Raw genomic sequence first — 25809 nt, forward strand, 5'->3', positions numbered from 1 at the left:
GTCGCGTCACCGGGGTGCGCGTTCGAGCACGGCGTCGAGCAGCCGGACCGCGGCGTCCTTCTCGAGCGGGTTGTTCTGGTTACCGCACTTCGGCGACTGCACGCACGCCGGGCACCCGTGCGAGCAGGGGCACCCGGCGATCGCGTCCCGGGTGGCACGCAGCCACGTCGCACCGAGGTGGAAGCCGCGCTCGGAGAACCCCGCTCCGCCCGGGAACGCGTCGTACACGAACACCGTCGCCCGCTCGGTGTCCACGTGGAGGGCCGTCGAGACCCCGCCGAGGTCCCAGCGGTCGCATGTTGCGAGCAACGGGAGGAGCCCGATCGATGCATGCTCGGCCGCGTGCAGCGCGCCGGGGGCGAGGTCGTCGGAGACCTGCGCCTCCGCGAGGACCTCGGCGGGCACGGTCCACCACACGGCGGTCGTGCCCAGGGTCCTCGCGGGGAGGTCGAGCGTCTCCTGGCCGAGCACCTGCAGGTCAGGGATGTGCCGACGCTGGAAGCTGACGACCTGCGTCGTGACCTCGACGGCGCCGAACCCCCATGTGACGTCGCCCCACGACTCCTCGGCGCGCACGTCGCGGATCTCGATCGACGTGTGCCAGCGGGACCACGTCCCGTAGTCGACCGATCGTCGGGTGACGAGTGCGACGGAGTCGGCCAGCACGAGGTCCTCGACCACGTACGTCGACCCCTGGTGCACGTACACCGCTCCGGTGTGGACGGTCGCGTCGGACGACGCCGCGTCGACCGTGCCGAGCATGCGACCCGTCGCGGACTCGACCACACGCACCGGGTCGCCGCCCGTCCCGCGGAGGTCCGTGAGCCGCGCGGCGCTCTCCGGGTGCGTCCAGTACCACCCGGACGCACGCCGGCGCAGCGCCCCGCGATCGACCAGCACGCCCAGCAGCTCGAGCGTCCCGGGCCCGAACAGGTCGAGGTCCTCGGTCCGCAGCGGGAGCTCCGACGCCGCCGCGCACAGGTGGGGCGCGAGCACGTACGGGTTCGTCGGGTCGAACACGGTGGCCTCGACCGGGACGTCGAAGATCGCCTCCGGGTGGTGCACCAGGAAGGTGTCCAGCGGGTCCTCGCGTGCGACGAGCACGACGATCCCGTCGGCGCCGGCGCGGCCCGACCGTCCGGCCTGCTGCCACAGGGACACCCGGGTCCCCGGCCACCCGGCGATCAGCACCGCGTCGAGGCCCGAGATGTCGACGCCGAGCTCGAGCGCGTTGGTCGTCGCGAGCGCGCGCAGCCGACCGTCGCGGATCGCGGACTCGAGCGCGCGCCGCTCCTCGGGGAGATACCCGCCGCGGTAGGCCGCGACCTGGGTCCCGAGGGCCGGGTCGACCGCACGCAGGTGCTCCTGGGCGACGGTCGCGACCGTCTCCGCTGCCCGGCGGGATCGCGTGAAGGCCAGCGTGCGGGCGCCCGCGGCGGTGAGGTCGGCGAGGAGATCGGCGACCTCGGCGGTCGCCGAGCGCCTGGGTGCGACGTCGTCGACGACCGTGCCGTCCGGGTCGGGCAGGAGCCAGGGGTCGTCCTCGGGCTCCGGCTGCAGGCGGGGGAGCTCGGGCGGCTGCCAGAGGGCGAACGTCTTGCGCCCTGCGGGGGACCCGTCGTCGGTGACGGCGACGACGTCGGCCGGGTCGACCCCGAGCAGCCGTGCCGCGCTCACCGCCGGGTCCGCAGTGGTCGCGGACGCGAGGAGGAACGTCGGGTGCGCCCCGTACGACCAGGCGAGCCGCTGGAGCCGCCGGAGGACGGCGGCGACGTGGGCGCCGAACACGCCGCGGAACGCGTGGCACTCGTCGACGACGACGTAGCGCAGCCCGCGCAGGAGCCGCACCCAGCGTCGGTGGTTCGGGAGGAGTCCGACGTGCAGGTAGTCGGGGTTCGTGAGGACCACGTCGGCGTGGTCCTGCACCCACCTCCGGGCCTCGAACGGGGTGTCGCCGTCGCACGTGGCGACCTTCACGTCGCGCGACCGGGCTGCCGTGAGCAGACGGTCCAGGCCGGCCAGCTGGTCGGCGGCGAGGGCCTTGGTGGGGCACAGGTACAGGACGGTCCCACGGCGCGTGGCGGTCTCGATCCGCCCGGGGTCGAGGGTCGCGGACGCGACGTCCGCCCGCACGCCGGTCAGGGCGGGCAACCAGAACGCGAGGGACTTCCCCGAGCCGGTCGACGTCGCGAGCACCGTGTGGCGTCCGGACCACGCGGCGTCGGCGGCCTCGACCTGATGGCTCCAGGGGCGGTCGACCCCGAGGGCCCGGTAGCCGGCGACGATGTCCGTGTCGGCCCAGGCCGGCCACGGCGCGGTCCGGCCGTCGCGCGCGGGAAGGTTCTCCACATGCGTCAGACGGTCCGATCGCCGGCCTCCGGCGGTGAGGATCGCCAGCAGATCGTCGGGTGCCGGCACAGGATCCAGTCTCCCATCCCAGATGTCCGTTCTTGGCGGGGCGATTCTCGAACCGAAGGACCAAGGTCCTACGCCGCGGAGCGCATTCGAGGACTAGACATGGCACATATAGCGCCGACGATCGCCCATGACCACCAGATGTTGTGTTCAACGATCGGTCAGCCCCACTCGACCAGGAGGACACACCGCCGTGAGCCAGCACGCGATCCCGACCGGCGTCATCAAGCGCAGCGGTGCCACCGCCGCCTTCGAGGGCCACCGCATCCGTTCCGCGATCGAGCGCGCGGGTGCGGCGACCGGCGAGTTCGACGCGCCTGCGGCCGCGGACCTCAACAACCTGGTGATCGGTCGGCTGCAGGTCGAGGGCGTCCCCTACCCGCACGTCGAGCACGTCCAGGACGTCGTCGAGCAGGCGCTCCTCGAAGCCGGTCACACCGCGACGGCACGCGCGTTCATCGCCTACCGCGAGCAGCACGCCCGTCTGCGTGAGGACGCCCGGACCGTCGTCGACGTCGGCGCGTCGATCAACGAGTACCTCGACCGCTCCGACTGGCGCGTGAACGCGAACGCCAACCAGGGCTACTCCCTCGGTGGGTTGATCCTCAACACCTCCGGCAAGGTCATCGCGAACTACTGGCTCTCGCACGTCTACTCCCCGGAGATCGGCCGCGCCCACCGCGAGGGCGACCTCCACATCCACGACCTCGACATGCTGGCCGGCTACTGCGCCGGGTGGTCGCTGCGCACGCTGCTCGAGCAGGGCCTCAACGGCGTCCCCGGCAAGGTCGAGGCGCGGGCCCCGAAGCACTTCAGCTCGGCGGTCGGGCAGATCGTGAACTTCCTCGGCACGATGCAGAACGAGTGGGCCGGCGCGCAGGCCTTCAGCTCGTTCGACACGTACATGGCGCCGTTCGTGCGGCTCGACAAGCTCAGCTACACGGAGGTGCTGCAGGGGATCCAGGAACTCGTCTACAACCTCAACGTCCCCTCGCGCTGGGGCACCCAGACGCCGTTCACGAACCTCACGTTCGACTGGAGCTGCCCGGAGGACCTCCGCGCGGACGTCCCGGTGATCAACGGCCAGGAGGTCGACTTCACCTACGGCGACCTCCAGGTCGAGATGGACATGATCAACAAGGCGTACATCGAGGTGATGACCGCGGGCGACGCGTCCGGGCGTGTCTTCACCTTCCCGATCCCGACGTACAACATCACCGAGGACTTCCCCTGGGAGTCCGAGAACGCGAATCTGCTCTTCGAGATGACCGCCAAGTACGGCCTGCCGTACTTCCAGAACTTCATCAACTCCGAGCTCAAGCCGAACCAGATCCGCTCGATGTGCTGCCGTCTGCAGCTCGACCTGCGCGAGCTGCTCAGGCGCGGCAACGGGCTGTTCGGGTCGGCGGAGCAGACCGGGTCCCTCGGCGTCGTGACGATCAACTGCGCGCGGCTCGGCTACACCCACCGAGGCGACGAGGTCGGCATGCTCGACGCGCTGGACCGCCTGATGGTCCTCGCGAAGGAGTCCTTGGAGCTCAAGCGCAAGGTGATCCAGCGGTACATGGACGAGGGCCTGTTCCCGTACACCAAGCGCTACCTGGGCTCCCTGCGGAACCACTTCTCGACGATCGGCGTCAACGGCATCAACGAGATGATCCGGAACTTCACCGCCGACCGCGAGGACATCTCGACCGACGAGGGGCACGCGCTCGCCGTCCGGCTCCTCGACCACGTCCGCGGGCGCATGGTCGAGTTCCAGGAGGCCACCGGCCACATGTACAACCTCGAGGCCACGCCGGCCGAGGGCACCACGTACCGGTTCGCCAAGGAGGACCTCAAGCGGTACCCGGACATCCTGCAGGCCGGGTCGCAGGAGAACCCGTACTACACGAACTCCTCGCAGCTCCCGGTCGGCTTCACCGAGGACCCGTTCGAGGCGCTCGAGCGCCAGGACGACCTGCAGACCAAGTACACCGGCGGCACGGTGCTGCACCTGTACATGGCCGAGAAGGTCTCGTCCGCCGAGGCCTGCCGTGAGCTCGTCAAGCGGTCGCTGTCGACGTTCCGCCTCCCCTACATCACGGTCACCCCGACGTTCTCGATCTGCCCGAACCACGGGTACCTCGCGGGCGAGCAGATGACGTGCCCGCGCTGTGCGGAGGAGCACCCGGACGCGGAGCCGGTGGTGTGCGAGGTCTGGACCCGGGTGATGGGCTACCACCGCCCCGTGAGCTCGTTCAACGTCGGCAAGAAGGGCGAGCACGCCGAGCGCGTCCACTTCACCGAGGCAGCCGTCGCCCGTTCTGCGCCCGCATCGGTCCCCGTCGCATGACCACAAACGACTCGTCCGACCTGGCGCGGGTGGCCGCTCGCGCCAGGTCGGGGGCGCTCGGTCCCGGGCGCGCGCCGTCGAGCGCCGGACGCGGGGGTGCCGTCCTGAGCGATGACCCGGAGGGGCTCCAGATCGCCGGCCTCACGAGCCTGTCGACGTGCGACTGGCCCGGACGGCTCGTCGCCACCGTGTTCCTCCAGGGGTGCCCGTGGTCGTGCACGTACTGCCACAACCCTGAGCTGATCGACCCGCGTGTCCCGGGCGAGGTCCCGTGGGCCCAGGTGCGCAGCCTGCTCGCGCGTCGCGTCGGGCTGCTCGACGGTCTGGTGTTCTCGGGCGGGGAGCCCACCCGCCAGCCGATGCTCGGAGCGGCGATGCGGGAGGTCAAGGAGGCCGGCTTCGGCGTCGGCCTCCACACCTCGGGTGCCTACCCGCGGCGGCTCGCGTCGGTGCTCGGGCTCGTCGACTGGGTCGGCCTGGACATCAAGGCCCCGGCGGAGCTGTACGAGGCGATCACCGGTGTGGGCCGTAGCGCGCACGCCGCGTTCGAGAGCCTGCGCCTGGTGCTCGACTCCGGGGTCCCGGTGCAGGTCCGGACCACGGTGGACCCGACCGTCCTCGACGAGGAGGACGTGGCTCGCCTCGTCCGGGTGCTCCGGCACCTCGGCGTCCAGGACCACGTGCGCCAGGAGGTCCGGACCCTCGGGACGCGGCAGGAGTACCAGGACGCGCTCGCGGCGGTGCGCGCCTGAGCTGTCTCCGGACCGGGGCATTTCGGACTCGTCACACTGCCTGGCCCGGTGCGCCCTCGGTGCACGTCGTGCCCCTGGTTGAATGGCCTCCTCGGCGCGAGTGGAAAGAGGGCAGTCGTGGACGTGCAAGTGACCAGCCGCGACGTCGGCGACCGGACGGTCGTCTCTGTCTCCGGTGAGATCGACGTCTACACGGCGGCCGTCCTCAGGGAGCAGATCGGCACCTTGATCGAGGACGGGCACCACGACGTGGTCGTGGACCTGACCGAGGTCCGGTTCATGGACTCGACCGGCCTCGGCGTGCTCGTGGGTGCCCTGAAGAAGGTGCGGGGTTTCGGCGGACGCCTCCAGCTCGTGATCGACTCCGAACGCCTGCTCAAGGTCTTCCGCATCACCGCGCTCACCCAGGTCTTCACGATCCACGAGACCCTCGACGAGGCCCTCGCCACCTGACCCCTCTCCGCGAGATCGTGACTGCGCGCCGAGATCGCACAGTCCGATGTGCGATCTCGGCGCGCAGTCACGATCTCGGCGGGGTGTGGGGGCGGGAGTGATACCCGTTGGGGTATTTCGGGGCGGGGGCCGACACCGACACGTCTGCTGCGTAGACTTCGGCGGACCGGGCGGCAACGGAGCCTCCCGGGGTGGCGTGCTCGGGGGTCCGCAGCCGTCGTCGAGGAGGATGCATGCTCACGCTCGGGACCACGAGCCTCACCATCGTCGGCGTGATCGCCGCCGTCGCCGTCGCCGCACTCGTGTTCGCGGTCGTGCTGCGCCGGCAGGTGCTCGCAGCAGGCGAGGGCACAGCGAAGATGCAGGAGATCGCCACAGCGGTCCAGGAAGGCGCCGCGGCGTACCTCAACCGTCAGTTCCGTACTCTCGTCCTGTTCGCCGTCGTCGTGTGCGGGCTGTTGTTCCTGCTCCCGGGAGACGGCGCCATCAAGCTCGGACGCTCCCTGTTCTTCCTGATCGGCGCGGGTTTCTCGGCCTCGATCGGGTACCTCGGCATGTGGCTCGCGACCCGCGCGAACGTGCGCGTCGCAGCAGCGGCGACCCGGCCGAACGGGCGCGCGGAGGGAGCGCGCATCGCGTTCCGGACCGGCGGTGTCGTCGGCATGAGCGTGGTCGGACTGGGTCTTCTCGGTGCCGCGACCGTCGTGCTCGTGTACCGGGCCGACGCGCCGGCTGTGCTCGAGGGCTTCGGCTTCGGCGCCGCGCTGCTGGCGATGTTCATGCGCGTCGGCGGCGGGATCTTCACCAAGGCCGCCGACGTCGGGGCCGACCTGGTCGGCAAGGTCGAGCAGGGCATCCCCGAGGACGACGCGCGCAACGCGGCGACGATCGCCGACAACGTCGGGGACAACGTCGGTGACTGCGCCGGCATGGCGGCGGACCTGTTCGAGTCCTACGCGGTCACGCTGGTCGCCGCACTCATCCTCGGCAAGGCGGCCTTCGGCGAGCGCGGTCTCGTGTTCCCGCTCATCGTCACCGCCATCGGCGCGGTGGTCGCCGTGCTCGGCGTCGTCATCACGAAGGTCCGCGGGACGGAGAGCGGGCTCGCGGCGATCAACCGGGGGTTCTACATCTCGGCGCTGGTCGGGGTGCTCCTCGCCGCCGTCGCGGCGTTCATCTACCTGCCGTCGAGCTTCGCCGACCTGACCAACTCGACCGCCGGCCTCGCAACCCACTCCGGCGACCCGCGCTTCGTCGCCGCCGCCGCCGTGGCGATCGGCGTCCTGCTCGCCGGCGTGATCCTCTGGGTGACCGGGTACTTCACCGGGACGACGTCCAAGCCGACGCTGCACGTCGCACGGACGTCGCTGACGGGCGCGGCCACCGTGGTGCTGTCCGGCATCGGTGTCGGGTTCGAGTCCGCGGTCTACACCGCGGGCATCATCGCCGCGGCGATCTGCGGGGTGTTCCTCATCGCGGGTGGCTCGGTGTGGCTCACGCTCTTCCTCATCGCCCTCGCCGGCTGCGGGCTCCTCACGACCGTCGGCGTGATCGTCGCGATGGACACGTTCGGACCGGTGAGCGACAACGCGCAGGGCATCGCCGAGATGTCCGGGGACGTCGACGAGGCAGGTGCGCGGATCCTCACGGACCTCGACGCTGTGGGCAACACCACCAAGGCCATCACCAAGGGCATCGCGATCGCGACGGCCGTGCTTGCGGCGACCGCGCTGTTCGGCTCCTACGCCGACGCCGTCCGCACGGCACTCAGCGCCGCCGGCGGAAGCGCCGTCGGGGACATCCAGTCCGCGATGACCAGCTACGAGATCATCTCGCCCATCACCCTGGTCGGCGTGATCCTCGGCGGCGCCACCGTGTTCCTGTTCTCCGGTCTCGCGATCGACGCGGTGACCCGCGCGGCCGGCGCGATCGTGTTCGAGGTGCGGCGCCAGTTCCGCGAGAACCCCGGGATCATGACGGGTGAGACGCGGCCGGAGTACGGGCGGGTCGTCGACATCTGCACGCGGGACTCGCTGCGCGAGCTCGCGACGCCCGGGCTCCTCGCGGCGTTCGCGCCGATCGCGGTCGGGTTCGGGCTCGGCGTCGGCCCGCTGGCCGGGTTCCTTGCCGGTGCGATCGCCACCGGGGTCCTGATGGCCGTGTTCCTCGCGAACTCCGGCGGTACCTGGGACAACGCGAAGAAGATCGTCGAGGACGGCAACCACGGCGGCAAGTACTCCGACGCCCACGCGGCCGTCGTCATCGGTGACACCGTCGGTGACCCGTTCAAGGACACCGCCGGACCGGCGATCAACCCGCTCATCAAGGTGATGAACCTCGTCGCCGTCCTGGTGGCACCGGCGGTCGTGCAGGTGAGCATCGGCACGGGGGCGAACGTATGGGTGCGGCTCTCGATCGCGACCGGTGCGGCGGCGATCGCGTTCGGCGCGGTGATCGTCTCGCGCTTCCGGGCCGCCAAGGTCGACCGGGAGAGCCAGCTCGAGCGCGAGCTGGAGCTGGTCTGACCGACCAGGACGTCTGGTACCTGGCTCCCCGGACAGCCCGGGCGACGTGCACGACGCGTCGCCCGGGCTGTCCCGTGTCCGGGGGGCGAACGAGATCCGACGCCTGGCGTCGTGTCGCGTCGGCAGGCGGTCGCGTCAGACGGTGCGCTCGCGTGGACTGGCAGTCGTGCCGGCCGGCGGTCGAGTCAACCGGCGGCCGGCACGACCGCGGGTCCTGTCAGAGCCCGAGCTGCGAGGCGGGGACGACGTCCGCGGGCGCCGGTGCGGTGATCGGCTCCTGGGTGCCGAAGCCGCTGTAGTGCAGCTCCTGCGTCATGAACGTGCCCATGGTGATCGTCGTGCTGATCGGGCGGTCGTTCGCGTCCAGGTAGTACACGACGTCCATCGAGGTGGTGCCGGCGGTGGCCTTGAACTGGTCGAGCTCCTCAGAGGTCATCTCCCGCCCGAGGACCTGCGTCATCGCCGCCAGGTCCATCGTGAGCCTGTAGGCGGTCGCCTCGGTGCCGTCGACGGTCGTGGTGTCGCCCTTCGTGACGGTGAGGGCGTCACCGCTGAGCCCGGCGAACATCGCCGACGGCTCGATCGAGTCCTTCATCTGCGTCACGACGTCGGTGAGGCCGGAGCTGGTCGCGTCGGTGAGGTCGATCCACGTGCCGGTGGCGCCGACGAGCGCGCCGTCCATGTAGGCGTGACCGTCGGCCACGAGCATCCGCACGATCGAGCCGCCCGTGTCGACCGAGAAGTCCATGCCGAGATCGGCTGCCGAGGTCCCGACGAACCGGCCCGACCCGTTGACGGTGACCCCTGAGGTCGTCGCGGTGTACGTGAAGGCGTAGGAGCCGGCGGCCAGCAAGGCCGCACTGGTGCGGCTGATGAACGACGCGCCGGTGAGCTCTGCCGTCGGGGTGGCGGATGTCGACGCCTGCGTGCGGGTGGCGCCGTTCGCGGTGCTCTCGACGGTCGAGGTTCCGCCTCCGCATGCGGCCAGGAGCAGGGCGAGAGCTCCGGCCAGAGCAGCCGGGACGAGTGGACGGCGCATGATTCCCCCAGAGATGGCGTGCTGGTGTCGGCGGCCAGCGTAGGAGCGGGCCATAGCAGCAGCACAGCGAAAGCACAACGATTCGGTGACGGTCTCGGCGCCGTGGCAGGTCTGCCGCGCGGCACGCGCCCGACATCTGCGGAAGGATGCGGCAGGTGAACGACCTCCTGCACGACCGCGACCTGCTCGGACGCCTCCATGACGATCTCGCCGGTGCCGGGTACACGGTCGCCGGGGTCGACGGGTTGCTCGGCCCGCTCGCCTCGGCCGCGCTGCACCGTGAGGAAGCGGTCCCCGCTCTCCGGGCCACGGATCCGTCGGGCCCGGCCGGCGCGGATCCGGGCAGCACCCTCGTGCGCGCGTTCGTCCTCGGCCGCGCGGTGACCCGCCGGGCGCTGGACGCCGCGCTCCCGACCGTCGGCACCGCCGGCGCCGAGCGGCTCGGGCTCGTGGTCGCGGCCGGCGCAGCACCCGACGATGCTGTCCGCGCGGAGGTCGACCTGCGCCCCTACTCCGCCGCCGACGCGGCCGGGACGGTCGACTGGTGGATCGCGTCGGACCTCGGCGAGCTCGCGACGGGACGGAGTCTGCGGACCGACCACGTGCTCGGCGTCGGGGGTGCGTCGACGACGCTCGCCCAGGTCACGGTGCGCACACCCCGCGACCGGGTCCTCGACCTCGGGACCGGTTGCGGCATCCAGGCCCTGCACGCGACCCGGCACGCAGGCGCCGTCGTCGGCACCGACATCTCGGACCGGGCGCTCGGCCTCGCCCGGTTCAACGCGCTGCTCGCGGGGGTCTCCGACCGTGTGGACCTGCGACGGGGGTCGATGCTCGCGCCCGTCACCGGGGAGCTGTTCGACCTGGTCGTGTCCAACCCGCCGTTCGTCATCACGCCGCGGGCGCCGGGCGTCCCCGCCTACGACTACCGTGACGGCGGGCGTGCGGGCGACGCGATCGTCGAGGAGCTCGTGACGGGGGTCGGCGCGGTGCTGGCGCCCGGTGGCGTCGCCCAGCTGCTCGGCAACTGGGAGGTCCGGCGCGGCGAGGACTGGCACGAGCGGGTCGGGTCGTGGCTCGACAGGTCGGGCCTGGACGGCTGGGTGGTCCAGCGTGAGTGGCAGGACCCGGCCCAGTACGCCGAGACCTGGATCCGGGACGGGGGGACGACGCCGGAACGGGACCGTGCCGCATGGGACCGCCTGTACACCGCCTGGCTCGACGACTTCGCGAGCCGGGACGTGGACGGCATCGGGTTCGGCATCGTCACGTTGCGACGACCGGTCGCGGGGGGCCCCACGATGCGGCGCCTCGAGGAGCAGACGGGGACGGTGCACCAGCCGCTCGGTGCGGTGATCGCGGCCGGGCTGGCGGCCCACGACTGGCTTGCGGTCCGCGACGACGCGGCGCTCGCGGCCGAGCGGCTCGTGGTGTCCGCCGACGTCACCGAGGAGCGGTACCTGGTCCCGGGCGCGAGCGACCCGAGCGTGGTCCTGCTGCGTCAGGGCGGCGGCTTCGGCCGGGCGGTGCGCGCAGGGACGGCGCTGGCCGGGTTCGTCGGGGCGTGCGACGGTTCGCTCACGGTCGGCAGCCTGGTGGCGGCGCTCGGTGACGTGCTCGGTGCGCCTGCCGGTGACGTCGCGGCGGACGTGCTGCCGTCCGTCCGCGGGCTCGTCCGGGACGGGTTGCTGCTCGCGGTCTGAGCCCCGACGCGGGGGCGCGGTGCCTCACAGGAGGGTCACAGGGTTACCTGGCGGTAGGCATAGACCACCTGGCCAGGGTGAGGTGCATGACCCGACGTCGACGTCTCATGATCAACAGCGCGCTGGTGGGGGTGCTCGCCCTGATGGGCGGGGGCACCTGGTATGCGCTCCATCCCTCGAGTGCCTCCGCGGACTCCGCGACCACGGCCCGGACGGCGACGGTCGCCACGGGTGACGTCAAGGCGACGATCTCGGCCTCGGGCAACCTGGCCGCCGCGACGACAGCGAACGAGAAGTTCTCGACGTCGGGGACGATCGCGACGATCGCGGTGTCCGTGGGCGACGTGGTGACCGCCGGTCAGGTGCTCGCGACGCTCGATCCCACCGACGCGCAGAACGCGGTGACCCAGGCCGAGGCGTCGGTGAGCGCGGCCGAGCAGCAGCGCACGACGGCGAACCTCCAGCTGACGGCGGCGAAGCAGTCGCTCGCCGAGGCGCAGACCGCGCTCGCGACGACCGTGACGAGCACCGACCCGACCACCGGGACGACGACCACGACCACCAAGGGCTCCGAGTCGCAGGTGACGAGTGCCAAGGCGCAGGTCTCGAGCGCGACCAGCCAGGTCACGCAGGCGAACGCGCAGGTGACGTCCGCGGAGGCGACGCTCGCGACGGCGAAGGCGAACCTGGCCGGCACGACGCTCACCGCGTCGATGCCCGGGACCGTCACCGCGGTGAACGGAGCGGTGGGCGACTCGAGCGGCGGCTCGTCCAGCGGGTCGACGGGGACGTCGTCCAGCACGTCCTCCAGCACGACAACCACCGGGCTGATCACGATCGCCGACACGTCGGTGTTCACCGTCAGTGCGGCGTTCGCGGAGGCGGATGCGGCTCAGCTGTCGGTGGGTCAGGTGGCGGACGTGACGTTCCCGGCGGTGTCGGGCGTGACCGCGACGGCCAAGGTCACGGCGATCTCCCCGAGCGGGACGACGACCAACAGCGTCGTCACCTATGCGGCCACGATCACGCTCGACAGCGCACCGACCGGTGTGCGCCTGGGTCAGACGGCGGATGTGTCGGTGACGACGGCGAGTGCGAGCGGGGTGCTGTATCTGCCGAGTCAGGCGGTGACGGTGGGGGGCGACGGATGCGGCGTCGGGGACGACGTCGGGCACGGTGACGTTGGTGGGGACGGATGGGTCGAGGACGGTCACGCAGGTCGTGGTCGGGGTGCAGGGTGACTCCACGACGCAGATCGTCTCGGGGGTCAAGGCCGGCGACAAGGCCCTGATCTCCCTCGACACCGCGATCGGCACCACCACGTCCACGACGACGACCGGTGGACTGAGCGGGCTGTCGGGCGGGGGCATGCCGGCCGGCGGCTTCCCCGGCGGAGCACCGGGGGGTAACGGATGACCGCGGTGCTGGATGTGCGGGGTGTGCACAAGGTGTATGGCGAGGGGGAGCGTGAGGTTCGGGCGGTCGATGGGGTGGATCTGGTGGTCCAGCCTGGGGAGTATGTGGCTCTGATGGGGGCGTCGGGGTCGGGTAAGTCGACGATGATGCACATTCTGGGGTGTTTGGACGTGCCGTCGGCGGGGTCGTATCTGTTGGACGGGACCGATGTGGCGTCGTTGAGTGAGCGTCAGCTGTCGGTGGTGCGTAATCAGCAGATCGGTTTTGTGTTCCAGTCGTTCAATCTGGTGCCGCGGATGTCGGCGCGGGCGAATGTGGAGCTGCCGATGTTGTATGCGGGGGTGGGGCTCTCGGAGCGGCGGGCGCGGTCGGCTGCGGCGTTGGAGATGGTGGGGTTGGCTGATCGTGCTGATCATGAGCCGAATCAGCTCTCGGGTGGTCAGCAGCAGCGGGTGGCGGTGGCGCGGGCGTTGGTGAATGCGCCGGCGTTGATCCTGGCGGATGAGCCGACGGGGAATCTGGATACGCATGCGACCGAGGAGATTCTGGAGATCTTCGGGCGGTTGAATGCGATGGGTCGCACGATCGTGCTGATCACTCATGAGGATGAGGTGGCGGCGCACACGGGTCGGGTGGTGCGGATGCGTGATGGGCGGATCGTGTCCGATGAGCCGCGTGATCCGGCGCGTCATGCGGCGGTTCCGGTGGGTGTGCGGTGAACGGGTGGGAGATTCTGCGGTCCTCGTTGCGGGGGATGACGTCGAACAAGATGCGGTCGGCGTTGACGTTGCTGGGGGTGTTGATCGGGGTCGGGTCGGTGATCTTGTTGGTGGGGGTCGGGTCGGGGTCGGCCAAGGCCGTGGCTGATCAGATCGATTCCTTGGGCACCTCGACCCTGACCGTGCGTGCGTCGGGTGGAGGCGGGGGCATCCGCTTCCAGAACCTCACGACGGACGTCTCGGATGCTCTCGCCGACCAGGAGTCCGCTCCGGACATCGCAGCCGTGGTGCCGGAGGTGACGACGTCGCAGACGATCACCGCCGGGACGGTGTCCACGACAGCGCAGATCGTCGGGACGACGGCCGACTACTTCGCCGTCACGAACTCGACCATCGCCCAGGGGACCTCGTTCTCGGCGAACGACTACACGACCGCGCGCCGCGTGGTGGTGATCGGCGCTGAGCTGGCGACCACGCTCTTCCCGGACGTCGATCCGGTGGGCCAGACGGTGATCATCGGGTCGACGCCGTACGTGGTGAACGGGGTGATGGCGGCCAAGGACTCGACCGGGTTCGAGAACACGAACACGGTGCTGGTCGCGCCGTTGACGCGGGTCCAGCAGTCGATCTCCGGCTACGGCGACCTCAGCTCGATCGTGCTGCAGGCCACCGGGTCCGACACGGTCGACGCGGCGAGCGCCGAGGCGTCCACGATCATCAACTCGGTCCTGAAGATCACCGACTCGTCGGATGCGACGTACTCGATCTCGAACCAGAGCCAGCTGTTGTCGGCGCGCACGTCCACGACGTCGACGTTCACCGCGATGCTCGCGGCGGTGGCGGGGATCTCGCTGCTGGTCGGGGGGATCGGGGTCACGAACATCATGCTCGTGACGGTGACCGAGCGGACCCGGGAGATCGGGATCCGCAAGGCGTTGGGCGCGACCCGTGGGGCGATCCTGGGCCAGTTCCTCACCGAGGCGACCCTGCTGTCCCTCATGGGTGGCGTGCTCGGGGTAGCCGCCGCGGTGATCGGGTCGCAGTTCTCGATCATGGGCGTCAAACCCTCGATCGTCACGTCCTCGGTCGCGCTCGCCCTGGGCGTGTCGATGGCGATCGGGATCTTCTTCGGCGGCTACCCCGCTGCCCGCGCCGCCGCCATGAGACCCGTCGACGCCCTCCGGCACGACTGACCCGCCGGCCGGTCCACCCGGACCCTCCGACCAGCACCACCCCAGCGGGCCGGCCACCGGCCCCCGCACCCTCGAGCACCGGTCGACCATCCGGTGCCTGACGAAAGGAACGACGATGACCAGCAGCACTCCGGCCGGGGACCCCGGCGCCACTCCCGAGGACCTCCTGAGCCAGCGCCCCGCGGCGCTCGAGCAGCGGGCGGTCGAGCGCCAGGTCCCGCGCAAGAAGCCCGGTCTGACGGCCGTGCTCGGCAGCGTCGTCGCTGCCGGCGCCCTGTTCGCCGGCGGGCTCCTCGTCGGTCACGCGACCGGGTCGAGTGCGACGACGAGCCAGGCCGCAGGGGTCTTCGGTGACCCGGCGAGCCGGCCGAGCGGCGACTCCGCGTTCGGCGGCGGCGGGCTCGGCGGCGGCTTCACCTCGGGTGAGATCACGGCGATCGACGGGAACACCGTGACGCTCAAGGCGAGCGACGGCAGCACCGTGACGGTCAGCACGACCGACGGCACGACGGTCACGACGACGACCGACGCGAGCGTCGCGGACCTCGGCGTCGGAGACACCGTGACCGTGATCGGCTCGACCGACTCGAGCGGGACCGTGACGGCGCAGGCGATCACCGAAGGGGCGAGCGGTATCGGCGGCGGACAGATGCCCGGCCAGGTGCCGGCGAGCTGAACCCGAACGGCGCCGGGACCGGTCGACGCACCGACCGAACCCGGCGCGGGCGGGCACGGGTCGACCTGGCCGATGTCCCTGGTAGAACGACCGGAGCGGAGGTGAGGCGCGGAGCTGACCTGTTCACAGGTCAGCCACAGACGTGTCCTACAGATGTTCCATCTTGAGGGTCGACTCTCCACGTTGTGACTAGACGCAGACGCCTCATGATCAACAGCGCGCTGGTGGGGGGTGCTCGCCCTGACCGGTGGTGGCACATGGATAGCGCTCCATCCCACCAGCGCCTCGGCAGGGTCCTCTGCGACCACGGTCCGGACGGCGACGGTCGCCACGGGTGACGTCAAGGCGACGATCTCGGCCTCGGGCAACCTGGCCGCCGCGACCGTCGCGAACGAGAAGTTCTCGACGTCGGGGACGATCGCGACGATCGCGGTGTCCGTCGGCCAGGTGGTGACCGCCGGTCAGGTGCTCGCGACCCTCGACACCACCAGTGCCCAGAACGCGGTCACCCAGGCCGAGGCCGCGGTGAGCACGGCCGAGCAGCAGCGCACCACGGCGAACCTCCAGCTGACGGCGGCGAAGCAGTCGCTCGCCGAGGCGCAGACCGCCCTCGCGACCACCGTGACGACCACCGACCCGGTGACCAAGGCCGTCACGACCAGCACCAAGGGCTCCGAGTCGCAGGTGACGAGTGCCAAGGCGCAGGTCTCGAGCGCGACGGGTCAGATCGACCAGGCGAACGCGCAGGTGACGTCCGCGGAGGCGACACTCGCGTCCGCGAAGGCTGCCCTGGCTGCCACGACCCTGACAGCCTCGATCCCGGGAACCGTGACGGCCGTCAACGGTGCGGTGGGCGACGCGAGCGGCGGCTCTTCGGCCGGCTCGTCGAGCGGGTCGACGGGCGGCTCGGCAGGCGGGACGTCGTCCAGCGCGTCATCGAGCTCGAGCGGGTCCGGGCTGATCACGATCGCCGACCTGTCCACGATGACGGTCAGTGCGGCGTTCGCGGAGGCGGATGCGGCTCAGCTGTCGGTGGGTCAGGTGGCGGACGTGACGTTCCCGGCGGTGCCGGGCGTGACCGCGACGGCCAAGGTCACCGCGATCTCCCCCACCGGCGTCACGACGAACAACGTCGTGACCTACCCGGCGACGATCACGCTCGACTCGGTGCCCGCGAAGGTCAGGCTGGGTCAGACGGCGGATGTGTCGGTGACGACGGCGAGTGCGAGCGGGGTGCTGTATCTGCCGAGTCAGGCGGTGACGGTGGGGGCGACGGATGCGGCGTCGGGGACGACGTCGGGCACGGTGACGTTGGTGGGGACCGATGGGTCGCGGACGGTCACGCAGGTCGTGGTCGGGGTGCAGGGTGACTCCACCACGCAGATCGTCTCCGGGGTCAAGACCGGCGACAAGGCCCTGATCTCCCTCGACACCGCGATCGGCACCACCACGAGCACCACCACGCTCGGTGGGTTCCCGGGCGGTGGGTTCCCCGGCGGTGGGTTCTCCGGTCGGACCGGTGGGTTCAGCGGAGCGCGGGGTAACGGATGACCGCGGTGCTGGATGTGCGGGGTGTGCACAAGGTGTATGGCGAGGGGGAGCGTGAGGTTCGGGCGGTCGATGGGGTGGATCTGGTGGTCCAGCCTGGGGAGTATGTGGCTCTGATGGGGGCGTCGGGGTCGGGTAAGTCGACGATGATGCACATTCTGGGGTGTTTGGACGTGCCGTCGGCGGGGTCGTATCTGTTGGACGGGACCGATGTGGCGTCGTTGAGTGAGCGTCAGCTGTCGGTGGTGCGTAATCAGCAGATCGGTTTTGTGTTCCAGTCGTTCAATCTGGTGCCGCGGATGTCGGCGCGGGCGAATGTGGAGCTGCCGATGTTGTATGCGGGGGTGGGGCTCTCGGAGCGGCGGGCGCGGTCGGCTGCGGCGTTGGAGATGGTGGGGTTGGCTGATCGTGCTGATCATGAGCCGAATCAGCTCTCGGGTGGTCAGCAGCAGCGGGTGGCGGTGGCGCGGGCGTTGGTGAATGCGCCGGCGTTGATCCTGGCGGATGAGCCGACGGGGAATCTGGATACGCATGCGACCGAGGAGATTCTGGAGATCTTCGGGCGGTTGAATGCGATGGGTCGCACGATCGTGCTGATCACTCATGAGGATGAGGTGGCGGCGCACACGGGTCGGGTGGTGCGGATGCGTGATGGGCGGATCGTGTCCGATGAGCCGCGTGATCCGGCGCGTCATGCGGCGGTTCCGGTGGGTGTGCGGTGAACGGGTGGGAGATTCTGCGGTCCTCGTTGCGGGGGATGACGTCGAACAAGATGCGGTCGGCGTTGACGTTGCTGGGGGTGTTGATCGGGGTCGGGTCGGTGATCTTGTTGGTGGGGGTCGGGTCGGGGTCGGCCAAGGCCGTCGCCGCCCAGATCGACTCCCTGGGCACCTCCACCCTCACCGTCCGCGCCGGCGGCGGCGGGAGCAGCTCTGGTGGGATCCGCTTCCAGAACCTCACGCTCAAGGTCGCCGACGCCCTCGCCGTGAAGTCCGAGGCGCCGGACATCAAGGCCGTCGTCCCCGAGGTCACCACCTCCCAGACGGTCACTGCCGGGAGCGTGTCGACCACCGCGCAGATCGTCGGGACGACCGCCGACTACTTCACCGTGACCAACTCACCGGTGGCCCACGGCACGTCCTTCACCGTGAACGACTACACGACCGCGCGCCGCGTCGTCGTCATCGGGGCGCAGCTCGCCACGACCTTGTTCCCCGGTGAGGACGCCGTCGGGAAGACGGTGATCATCGGGTCGACGCCGTACGTGGTGAACGGGGTGATGGCGGCCAAGGACTCGACCGGGTTCGAGAACACGAACACGGTGCTGGTCGCGCCGTTGACGCGGGTCCAGCAGTCGATCTCCGGCTACGGGAACCTCAGCTCGATCGTGCTGCAGGCCACCGGCTCCGGAACCGTCACGGCCGCCCAGACGGAGGCCGCGACCGTCATCGACAGCACGCTCAAGATCACGAACCCGTCGGATGCGACGTACTCGATCTCGAACCAGAGCCAGCTGTTGTCGGCGCGCACGTCCACGACGTCGACGTTCACGGCGATGCTCGCGGCGGTGGCGGGGATCTCGCTGCTGGTCGGGGGGATCGGGGTCACGAACATCATGCTCGTGACGGTGACCGAGCGGACCCGGGAGATCGGGATCCGCAAGGCGTTGGGCGCGACCCGTGGGGCGATCCTGGGCCAGTTCCTCACCGAGGCGACCCTGCTGTCCCTGATCGGTGGGCTGCTGGGCGTCGCAGGAGCGGTGATCGGGTCGCAGTTCTCGATCATGGGCGTCAAACCCTCGATCGTCACGTCCTCGGTCGTGCTCGCCCTGGGCGTGTCGATGGCGATCGGGATCTTCTTCGGCGGCTACCCCGCCGCCCGCGCCGCCGCCATGAGACCCGTCGACGCCCTCCGGCACGACTGACCCCGCGTCCGCCGCTCGCGCCACCGACCGACCTGAACCGACCAGCTCCAGCCGACCAGCTCCAGCCGACCATCTCGACCCGACCAGTTCCACCCGACCACGAACCACGAGAACTCGGGGCGACCTGCCGCTCCGGCGGAGCCCGCCGGTCGCCCTCGCTCGATCCAGACGAAAGGACCCACCATGACCAGCTCGATCCCCGCCCCCGAGGGCTCGCCGGAGGACCTGCTCGCCCAGCGCCCCAGCGGGATCCAGACCCCTCCGGCCGGGCCGGCGCCACGGACCAGGCCCGGGCTGACGGTCGTGCTCGGGACCGTCGTCGTCGCCGCGCTGCTCTTCGCCGGCGGGCTCGTCGTCGGGCATGCGACGAGCGCGTCGGCGGCCACGGCCACCGGACGCGGGGGTGCCGGCCTCGCCGCCGGCAGGTTCGCCCCCGGAGGTGCACGGGAAGGATTCCCGGGCGGCGCCCAAGGGGGCTTCGCCGGCGGCGGGTTCACGTCCGGTGACATCACGGCGATCAGCGGGACGACCGTCACGATCAAGGCCGCCGACGGCACCACGACCACTGTCACGACCACGCCGAGCACGACGGTCTCGAAGACCGTCACGACGGATCTCTCGGGCCTCAAGGTCGGTGACCGCGTCACGGTGATCGGCCAGAAGGACGCGAGCGGGAACGTCGCGGCCCGCGCGATCAGCGAGGGCAACGGCGCGTTCGGCGGAGCGCGCGGCGGTTCGGCCCCCGCACCGACCAGCTGACCCGAGGTCCCGGCACCTCCATCCCCTGCGCGCAGGACTCGTCATGACTCCGGTGCTCTCCCGGACGTGCGGCGCCCCGGGGAGCCCGTGGTCGCTGCGCCCACGGAAGGAACCACCATGACCGAGAACAACGAGCCCGCTCCGGCGGTACCCACCCCCGCCCCCAGCTCCTGATCGCGACGAACGACGGCGGTGCGGGGCTGTCGCGCCCCGCACCGCCGTCGTCGTGCTCGGCGAGCTCGTGCCCGACCGGTCAGGCCGATGTCGTGTCGGTCGACGTCGTGGACGTGGACGCGGTCGCCGTCAGGTCGTACAGCGTCGTCCCGTCCACGGTCTGGGCGGTGAAGGTCGCCTCGACCCACGCCGTGATCTCGCTCGAGGTCGACGAGCCGCCCCGCGACTGACCGAAGCTGCCCCCGGCGATGAAGTAGTGGATCTTCCCCGCCGCCACGTCGGCCTGGAACTCCGCGAGCGTCGGCGACGGGTCGGACCCGTTGAAGCCGCCGATCGGCATGACCGACCTCTCGGTCGCGAGCTGGTAGCCCGCAGCGTTGTTGGCGCCGACGGTGGCCGCGACCCACGTGTACGCGTCGGCGTTCTCGAGGAGCAGCGAGGTCAGGGCCGCGCTCGGCGACGAGCCGTTGAGCAGGCCACCCATACCGGTGCCGCCCGCCTGGCCACCGCCAGGGAACGCGCCGGTCGTCCCACCCTGCGGCAGGCCGCCAGGTGCCGTACCGCCCGGTGCCATTCCTCCCGCCGTCCGGCCGCCCGGAGCCTGACCACCACCCGGGAACCCGCCGCCGAACCCGCCGACGCTGCCGGTGACCGTCGGTCCCGCGGTCACGATCGACCCGGTGTGCCCGGTGGAGACCGTCTGCAGCGTGTAGGCCGTCGGCCCGGCGAGGCCGGCGACGAGGGACAGGACGAGGCCGGTCCGCAGCACGGTCGGCCCGTACCACCGGCCGATCACCAGGGTCGCGGCGCCGACGAACCCGACGACCAGCACCGCGTACCGCAGCCACGGCAGCCAGTCGGCGGACCGTGAGAGCAGGACGAACGCCCAGACGGACGTCAGCAGCGTCAGCCCGGCGGCCAGGGGCAGGGCCCAGAGCTCCGCCCGGCGCTCCCAGAGCAGCCCGCCACCGATACCGATCAGAGCCGCGATCGCCGGCGCGAGCGCCACGGTGTAGTACGCGTGGAAGATCCCGGCCATGAAGCTGAAGGTCAGGGCGGTGACGACGAGCCAGCTGCCCCACACGAGCAGAGCGGCACGCGTGCGATCGGTCCGTGGGGTGCGTCGACGCAGCCACAGGCCGACGCCGAGCAGCACGAGGGCGGCCGGGACGAGCCAGGTGATCTGCCCGCCGAACTCGCCGTCGAAGAGACGCGTCAGCCCGGTGCTGCCCCACATGCCGCCGGCGGTGCCACCACCGCCGACGGATCCCGTCTCGCTGCCGGTGAGGCGGCCGAACCCGTTGTACCCGAACGTCAGCTCGAGGAACGAGTTGGTCTGCGACCCCCGACGTACGGCCGCATCGAGGCCGGGACGAGCTCGACGAGCGCGACCCACCAGCCGGCCGCCAGCACGAGGGCCCCGACGGCCAGGAAGCCGTCGCGGATGCGTCGACCGAGGGACACCGGTGCGGCGACGAGGTAGGCGAGCGCGAACCCGGGCAGGACGAGGAACGCCTGCAGCTGCTTGGTCAGGAAGCCGAGACCGACCAGCGCACCGGCGAGCACCATCCAGCGGGTGCGGCCGTCCTCGATCGCGCGGAGCGTCGCCCAGGCCGCCAGGGTGAGGAGCAGGACGAGGAGCGCGTCCGGGTTGTTGAACCGGAACATCAGCGCCGCGACCGGCGTCAGGGCGAGCACGGCGCCGGCGAGCAGGGCCGCACCGGCCGACGCGTGCCGACGGACGCTCGCGTAGAGGACGCCGACGGTCGCGACCCCCATCAGTGCCTGCGGCACCAGGATCGACCACGACGAGAGGCCGAAGACCCGTACGGACAACGCCATGATCCACAGGCTCGCCGGCGGCTTGTCGACGGTGATCGAACCGGCGGCGTCGGAGGCCCCGTACAGGAAGGCCGTCCAGCTCGTCGAGCCGGCCTGCACGGCCGCCGAGTAGAAGCTGTTCGCCCACCCGGACGCCGAGAGGTCCCATAGGTACAGGACCGCGGTCAGCAGCAGGAGCCCCACGAGAGCGGGTCGCTCCCATCGAGGGCGGGCGGGGCTGCCAGGGGTCGCGACGGCGTCGCGGGGCCCGGCGAGCGGGGCACCCGGCAGCCCGGGGATATCGTTCCCGGTGGGGCCGGGTGATGCGGGGTGGTCCACGAGGTGCGTGCTCATCGGACAGGTCCTTCCATGGGGGCCCCGGTCGGGGCAGGGGACGACGCGCGGTGCGAGCGGAAGACCCAGCCGCGCAGCAGGACGAATCGCAGGACGGTCGCGCCGAGGTTGGCGACGACGACCACCGCGAGCTCGACGGCCCGCGGGGCCGACGGGGCGGTCGTCTGCAGGATCCACAGCGAACCCGCGCTGAGCGCCCAGCCGAGGGCGAACACCACGAGCCCCTGCCCTTGGTGACGCAGGGCGGCACCCGGGCCGCGGATCCCGAACGTCAGGCGACGGTTGGCGGCCGTGTTGGCCACGGCGGTGACGAGCAGCGCAGCGAAGTTCGCTCCTTGGGGGCCGAGAGGCCCGCGCCACCACCAGAACAGCACTGCGTACGCGACGGTGGACAGGCCACCGACGATCGCGAAACGGACGAGCTGGTGCAGCAGGCTCGTGCCCGGCGCGGGGCGCTGACGGTCGCCGATCAACGGCAGGTGCCCGCGGATCTCGCTCAGCGGGAGCCGACCGGACGTGAGTTCGCGCAGCAGCCGTGCCACCCCGCGCAGGTCCGCTGCAGCGGTCGCGACGATGTCGACGCGGGAGTCGGGGTCGTCGACCCAGTCGACCGGGACCTCGTGGATCCGCAGCCCGGCGCGTTCGGCGAGGACGAGCAGCTCGGTGTCGAAGAACCAGCCGGTGTCCTCGACGAGCGGCAGCAGCTCGCGCGCGGCATCCGCCCGGATCGCCTTGAAGCCGCACTGCGCGTCGGAGAACCGGGCCGAGAGGGCGCCGCGGAGGATCAGGTTGTACGTCCGGGAGATGAGCTCACGCTTGGGTCCGCGGACGACGCGGGACGTGCGGCTGAGCCGTGAGCCGATCGCCAGGTGCGAGTGACCGGAGACCAGCGGCGCGACGAGCGGCAGCAGCGCGGCGAGATCGGTGGACAGGTCGACGTCCATGTAGGCGAGGACCTGCGCGTCGGACGCGAGCCACACGGTGTGCAGCGCGCGACCGCGGCCCTTCGCGTCCAGGTGCTCGACGCGGACCCCGGGGAGCTCGGTGGCGAGCCGCCGAGCGATCGCGAGGGTCCCGTCGGTGCTGGCGTTGTCGGCGATGGTCACCCGTGCCGGGTAGGGGAAGGACCGGTCGAGGAACGCGCGCGTCGTCCGCACGGCACGCTCGAGGCCCGTCTCCTCGTTGAAGACCGGGATCACCAGGTCCAGGACGGGTGACGCGGTCGCGCCGGGCGAGTCTGTGGCCGGAGAGGGCACGGCCCGGTCCGCGCCCGCGGGTTCCTGCGTCGTCGTGGTCTGCATGGTCACCACGCTCCCCGCTGGTGCTTCGACGCCGCCGAGGACCGGCTGTGACCGGTCTGTGCGAGGCGCGCCGCCGCGCGCCAGGGCGCCCCTGCGGGCGCGGGGGTCAGGCGGCGGGGAGCCGCACCGTGAACAGCGTGTCCCCCGGGGTGCTGGCCGCGGTGATCGTGCCGTGATGGGCCTGCACGACGGCGTGGGCGATCGCGAGCCCGAGACCCGTCGACCCACCGACCCGGTTGCGGGACGAGTCGCCGCGCGTGAAGCGCTGGAAGAGGTTCGGGAGCAGGTCGGCCGGTATCCCCGGTCCGTCGTCCGCGACCTCGATCACGACCTCGTCGTCGTCGCGGCGGACCGAGACGGTGACCGTGGTGCCGGCGGGCGTGTGGACCCGCGCGTTGGAGAGCAGGTTGACGAGGACCTGCCGCAGGCGGTTGTCGTCGCCGTGGACCAGGGCGGGCAGGGCGTCGTCCCCCGCCTCGTTGCCGAGGTCGACGTCGTCCGGGACGTCCTCGCCGACGACGACCCCGGGGATCGCCCCCTCGACCGTCTCGTCCTCCGCACCGGGAAGCTCGAGCCGCCAGGCGTGGTCCGGCCCGGCGGCGTGCGCGTCGGCCACCGCGTCGAGCGCGAGGGCGACCAGGTCGACGTCGCCGTGCTCGAGCTCGCGCCCCGCGTCGAGGCGGGCGAGGAGCAGCATGTCCTCGACCAGGGCGCTCATCCGGAGGGACTCGGCCTGGACCCGTTCGAGCGCGTGCACCGCACTCTCGGGAAGGTCGTCGGGCAGCCGTCGGACGAGCTCGGTGTACCCGCGGATCGAGGCCAGCGGCGTGCGGAGCTCGTGGCTCGCGTCGGCGAGGAACTGCCGGAGCTGCGTCTCGCTCTCGTGCCGCGCGCGGAGCGCGTTCTCGACGTGGCCGAGCATCAGGTTGAGCGCCGACCCGACCCGGCCGACCTCGGTGCGAGGGTCCGTGTCGGCGTCCTCGACGCGTTCGCCGATCGCGACCGCACCGCGCGACAGCGGGAGCTCGGACACCCGGGTGGCCGTCGCGGCGACCCGGTCGAGCGGGCGCAGCGAGCGCCGGACGAGTGCCATGCCACCGACGACGGCGAGCAGGACCCCGAGCGCGGCGACGACGAGCTCGGTCAGGACGTAGCTCTGCACCGTCGACGCGGTCGACGCGAGGGAGGCGGCGGAGACGAGCGTGTCACCGCGCGACGTCTCGGTCCCCAGGACGCGGTACGAGCCGAGCGACCCGAGCGAGACCGTCCGCAACGTGCCGTCGGCCGGGATGGACGTCAGCACGGACCGCTGGTCGGCGGTCAGCTCGACCCGGCTGCCGTTCTCGTCGATGTAGCCGGCGAAGACGACCCGCCCGTCCCGGATCACGGCGGAGATGGTCCCGGCTGCCAGTCCCGGTGCATCGAGCGGGCCACGGGAGGCCTCCGGCGTGGTCGCGATCGTCGGGCCCGTCACGCCTGACGACGGTGACGGGTTCTGGAGGGCGGACGGCAGAGGCGCCGGGGCCTGACCCTGGACGGCTTCCCCTCCGTGGAAGAGGGCGGACCGTCGGCTCTGCTCGAGCAGCTGGGTGTCGAGCTTGCTCACCAGCTCGGAACGGAGCGCGATCGCGGACGTCACCGCGAGCACCGCGCACACCGTCACGACGAGGAAGGCCACCACACTGACGAGCTGACGCCGGAGCGTCCAGGGCCGACGATCGGCCGACCGTGATCTCACGCCGCGCTGGGACCTGTTCCCGACGCACGCGAGGCCGACGGGGCCGGCTTGAGGACGTAGCCGACGCCTCGCAGCGTGTGGATCATCGGCTCGCGTCCTGCGTCGATCTTGCGCCGCAGGTAGGAGACGTACAGCTCGACGATGTTCGCCTGGCCGCCGAAGTCGTAGTTCCAGACCCGGTCGAGGATCTGGGCCTTCGACAGGGCCCGGCGCGGGTTGCGCATCAGGTAGCGCAGGAGCTCGAACTCGGTCGCGGTGAGGGTGATCTCGTCGCCGTCGCGCTCGACCTCGTGCGAGTCCTCGTTGAGGATGAGGTCCCCGACCACCAGGAGCGCCTCGTCCTGGGCGGTGACCGCACCGGTGCGCCGCAGCAGCGCGCGCAGCCGCGCCACGACCTCCTCGAGGCTGAACGGCTTGGTGACGTAGTCGTCGCCACCGGCGGTGAGCCCGGCGACACGGTCCTCGACGGCGTCGCGGGCCGTGAGGAACAGCACGGGGACGTGCGGGGTGTTCGCGCGGATGCGGCGCAGCACCTGCAGGCCGTCGATGTCCGGGAGCATCATGTCGAGCACGACGACGTCCGGCTGCAGCGCCTTGGCGGTCCGGGTGGCACTGTTCCCCGTCAGGGCGATCTCGACCTGCCAGCCCTCGTAGCGCAGGGCCGTGGCGAGCAGCTCGGCGAGGTTCGGCTCGTCGTCGACGACGAGCGCGCGGATCGGGCTGCCGTCGGGGCGCGTGAGCTTGCCACGGTCAGCTGCGGTGCTGGTGGAGGCTGTTGTCATGGTCATCACCCCAGTGTTCCGGCGGAGGCTGTGGCATGCCTGACGTCTGCCTGTGAGAAGCCTGAGATCGCCAGTCTACGTCGTGGCGCACTTCCCAGCGTGCTGACGTGCTCCCCTCAGGGCCGTCACAGTCGGCAGCGGAAGCGTCGGTGTCGCAGCGAGATCTGCTGCTCGTTCCCGGG

Annotated in this window: 21 protein-coding genes; 14 read left to right on the forward strand and 7 right to left on the reverse strand. The window is 71.3% G+C overall.

What is annotated here, in order from left to right; all coding sequences use genetic code 11:
- Positions 1 to 6 precede the first annotated feature (6 nt).
- Positions 7 to 2418, reverse strand: a complete 2412-nt coding sequence (locus LJB74_RS12550) for a DEAD/DEAH box helicase (RefSeq protein WP_259308853.1) — start codon at positions 2416 to 2418, stop codon at positions 7 to 9.
- Positions 2419 to 2608: 190 nt separating this feature from the next.
- On the opposite strand from LJB74_RS12550, the gene LJB74_RS12555 reads away from it, so the two are divergent.
- From LJB74_RS12555 to LJB74_RS12570, 4 genes are all read left to right on the forward strand, one after another.
- Positions 2609 to 4750, forward strand: a complete 2142-nt coding sequence (locus tag LJB74_RS12555; protein ID WP_259308854.1) for a ribonucleoside triphosphate reductase — start codon at positions 2609 to 2611, stop codon at positions 4748 to 4750.
- Positions 4747 to 5502 carry an anaerobic ribonucleoside-triphosphate reductase activating protein gene (locus tag LJB74_RS12560; protein ID WP_259308855.1) on the forward strand — a complete coding sequence of 252 codons (756 nt, stop codon included), beginning with the start codon at positions 4747 to 4749 and terminating at the stop codon, positions 5500 to 5502. Before LJB74_RS12555 ends, LJB74_RS12560 begins: the two co-directional genes overlap by 4 nt.
- A gap of 117 nt (positions 5503 to 5619) precedes the next feature.
- Positions 5620 to 5955 (forward strand): STAS domain-containing protein, encoded by a 336-nt coding sequence (locus LJB74_RS12565; protein WP_259308856.1) that lies wholly within the window; start codon positions 5620 to 5622, stop codon positions 5953 to 5955.
- Between the two features lie 233 nt (positions 5956 to 6188).
- Positions 6189 to 8480, forward strand: coding sequence for a sodium-translocating pyrophosphatase (locus tag LJB74_RS12570; protein ID WP_259308857.1), 2292 nt, complete (start codon positions 6189 to 6191; stop codon positions 8478 to 8480).
- Between the two features lie 217 nt (positions 8481 to 8697).
- Here LJB74_RS12570 and LJB74_RS12575 read toward each other — a convergent pair whose 3' ends face one another.
- Entirely contained in the window at positions 8698 to 9519 is an 822-nt protein-coding gene (locus tag LJB74_RS12575; protein WP_259308858.1) for a hypothetical protein, read from the reverse strand.
- 146 nt (positions 9520 to 9665) lie between these two features.
- Here LJB74_RS12575 and LJB74_RS12580 point away from each other — a divergent pair, with 146 nt between their 5' ends.
- From LJB74_RS12580 to LJB74_RS12625, 10 genes are all read left to right on the forward strand, one after another.
- On the forward strand, positions 9666 to 11222 hold the full coding sequence (locus tag LJB74_RS12580) for a methyltransferase (RefSeq protein WP_396125164.1): 1557 nt from the start codon (positions 9666 to 9668) through the stop codon (positions 11220 to 11222).
- Between the two features lie 86 nt (positions 11223 to 11308).
- The gene (locus LJB74_RS12585; RefSeq protein WP_259308860.1) at positions 11309 to 12463 is read left to right on the forward strand and encodes an efflux RND transporter periplasmic adaptor subunit; all 1155 of its coding nucleotides are present in this window, start codon (positions 11309 to 11311) and stop codon (positions 12461 to 12463) included.
- Positions 12453 to 12638 (forward strand): hypothetical protein, encoded by a 186-nt coding sequence (locus tag LJB74_RS12590; protein WP_259308861.1) that lies wholly within the window; start codon positions 12453 to 12455, stop codon positions 12636 to 12638. Before LJB74_RS12585 ends, LJB74_RS12590 begins: the two co-directional genes overlap by 11 nt.
- The gene (locus tag LJB74_RS12595) at positions 12635 to 13357 is read left to right on the forward strand and encodes an ABC transporter ATP-binding protein (RefSeq protein WP_259308862.1); all 723 of its coding nucleotides are present in this window, start codon (positions 12635 to 12637) and stop codon (positions 13355 to 13357) included. The genes LJB74_RS12590 and LJB74_RS12595 overlap by 4 nt, the downstream gene beginning before the upstream one ends.
- Positions 13354 to 14550: an ABC transporter permease gene (locus LJB74_RS12600; protein ID WP_259308863.1), complete on the forward strand. Its 1197-nt coding sequence runs from the start codon at positions 13354 to 13356 to the stop codon at positions 14548 to 14550. The genes LJB74_RS12595 and LJB74_RS12600 overlap by 4 nt, the downstream gene beginning before the upstream one ends.
- A gap of 115 nt (positions 14551 to 14665) precedes the next feature.
- Positions 14666 to 15226: a DUF5666 domain-containing protein gene (locus LJB74_RS12605; protein WP_259308864.1), complete on the forward strand. Its 561-nt coding sequence runs from the start codon at positions 14666 to 14668 to the stop codon at positions 15224 to 15226.
- 231 nt (positions 15227 to 15457) lie between these two features.
- On the forward strand, positions 15458 to 16777 hold the full coding sequence (locus LJB74_RS12610) for an efflux RND transporter periplasmic adaptor subunit (protein ID WP_259308865.1): 1320 nt from the start codon (positions 15458 to 15460) through the stop codon (positions 16775 to 16777).
- Entirely contained in the window at positions 16774 to 17496 is a 723-nt protein-coding gene (locus LJB74_RS12615) for an ABC transporter ATP-binding protein (RefSeq protein WP_259308862.1), read from the forward strand. The genes LJB74_RS12610 and LJB74_RS12615 overlap by 4 nt, the downstream gene beginning before the upstream one ends.
- Positions 17493 to 18698 carry an ABC transporter permease gene (locus LJB74_RS12620; RefSeq protein WP_259308866.1) on the forward strand — a complete coding sequence of 402 codons (1206 nt, stop codon included), beginning with the start codon at positions 17493 to 17495 and terminating at the stop codon, positions 18696 to 18698. Before LJB74_RS12615 ends, LJB74_RS12620 begins: the two co-directional genes overlap by 4 nt.
- Positions 18699 to 18881: 183 nt before the next feature.
- A complete protein-coding gene (locus LJB74_RS12625) occupies positions 18882 to 19457 on the forward strand; it encodes a DUF5666 domain-containing protein (RefSeq protein WP_259308867.1) in 576 nt (191 codons plus the stop codon).
- Between the two features lie 253 nt (positions 19458 to 19710).
- On the opposite strand, the gene LJB74_RS12630 is transcribed toward LJB74_RS12625, so the two are convergent.
- The 5 genes from LJB74_RS12630 to LJB74_RS12645 form a co-directional block, all read right to left on the reverse strand.
- Positions 19711 to 21027 carry a hypothetical protein gene (locus LJB74_RS12630; RefSeq protein ID WP_310650845.1) on the reverse strand — a complete coding sequence of 439 codons (1317 nt, stop codon included), beginning with the start codon at positions 21025 to 21027 and terminating at the stop codon, positions 19711 to 19713.
- Positions 20946 to 21806: a glycosyltransferase family 39 protein gene (locus LJB74_RS20640; protein WP_310650846.1), complete on the reverse strand. Its 861-nt coding sequence runs from the start codon at positions 21804 to 21806 to the stop codon at positions 20946 to 20948. The genes LJB74_RS12630 and LJB74_RS20640 overlap by 82 nt, the downstream gene beginning before the upstream one ends.
- Complete coding sequence (locus LJB74_RS12635; protein WP_259308868.1) at positions 21803 to 23107, reverse strand: bifunctional glycosyltransferase family 2/GtrA family protein; 1305 nt, start codon at positions 23105 to 23107, stop codon at positions 21803 to 21805. The genes LJB74_RS20640 and LJB74_RS12635 overlap by 4 nt, the downstream gene beginning before the upstream one ends.
- 106 nt (positions 23108 to 23213) lie before the next feature.
- Positions 23214 to 24845, reverse strand: a complete 1632-nt coding sequence (locus tag LJB74_RS12640) for a cell wall metabolism sensor histidine kinase WalK (RefSeq protein ID WP_259308869.1) — start codon at positions 24843 to 24845, stop codon at positions 23214 to 23216.
- Positions 24842 to 25627, reverse strand: a complete 786-nt coding sequence (locus LJB74_RS12645) for a response regulator transcription factor (RefSeq protein WP_259308870.1) — start codon at positions 25625 to 25627, stop codon at positions 24842 to 24844. Before LJB74_RS12645 ends, LJB74_RS12640 begins: the two co-directional genes overlap by 4 nt.
- Positions 25628 to 25809: the final 182 nt, after the last annotated feature.

The organism is Cellulomonas sp. P24 (genome assembly GCF_024704385.1).
In the GTDB taxonomy this organism is placed as follows: domain Bacteria; phylum Actinomycetota; class Actinomycetes; order Actinomycetales; family Cellulomonadaceae; genus JAJDFX01.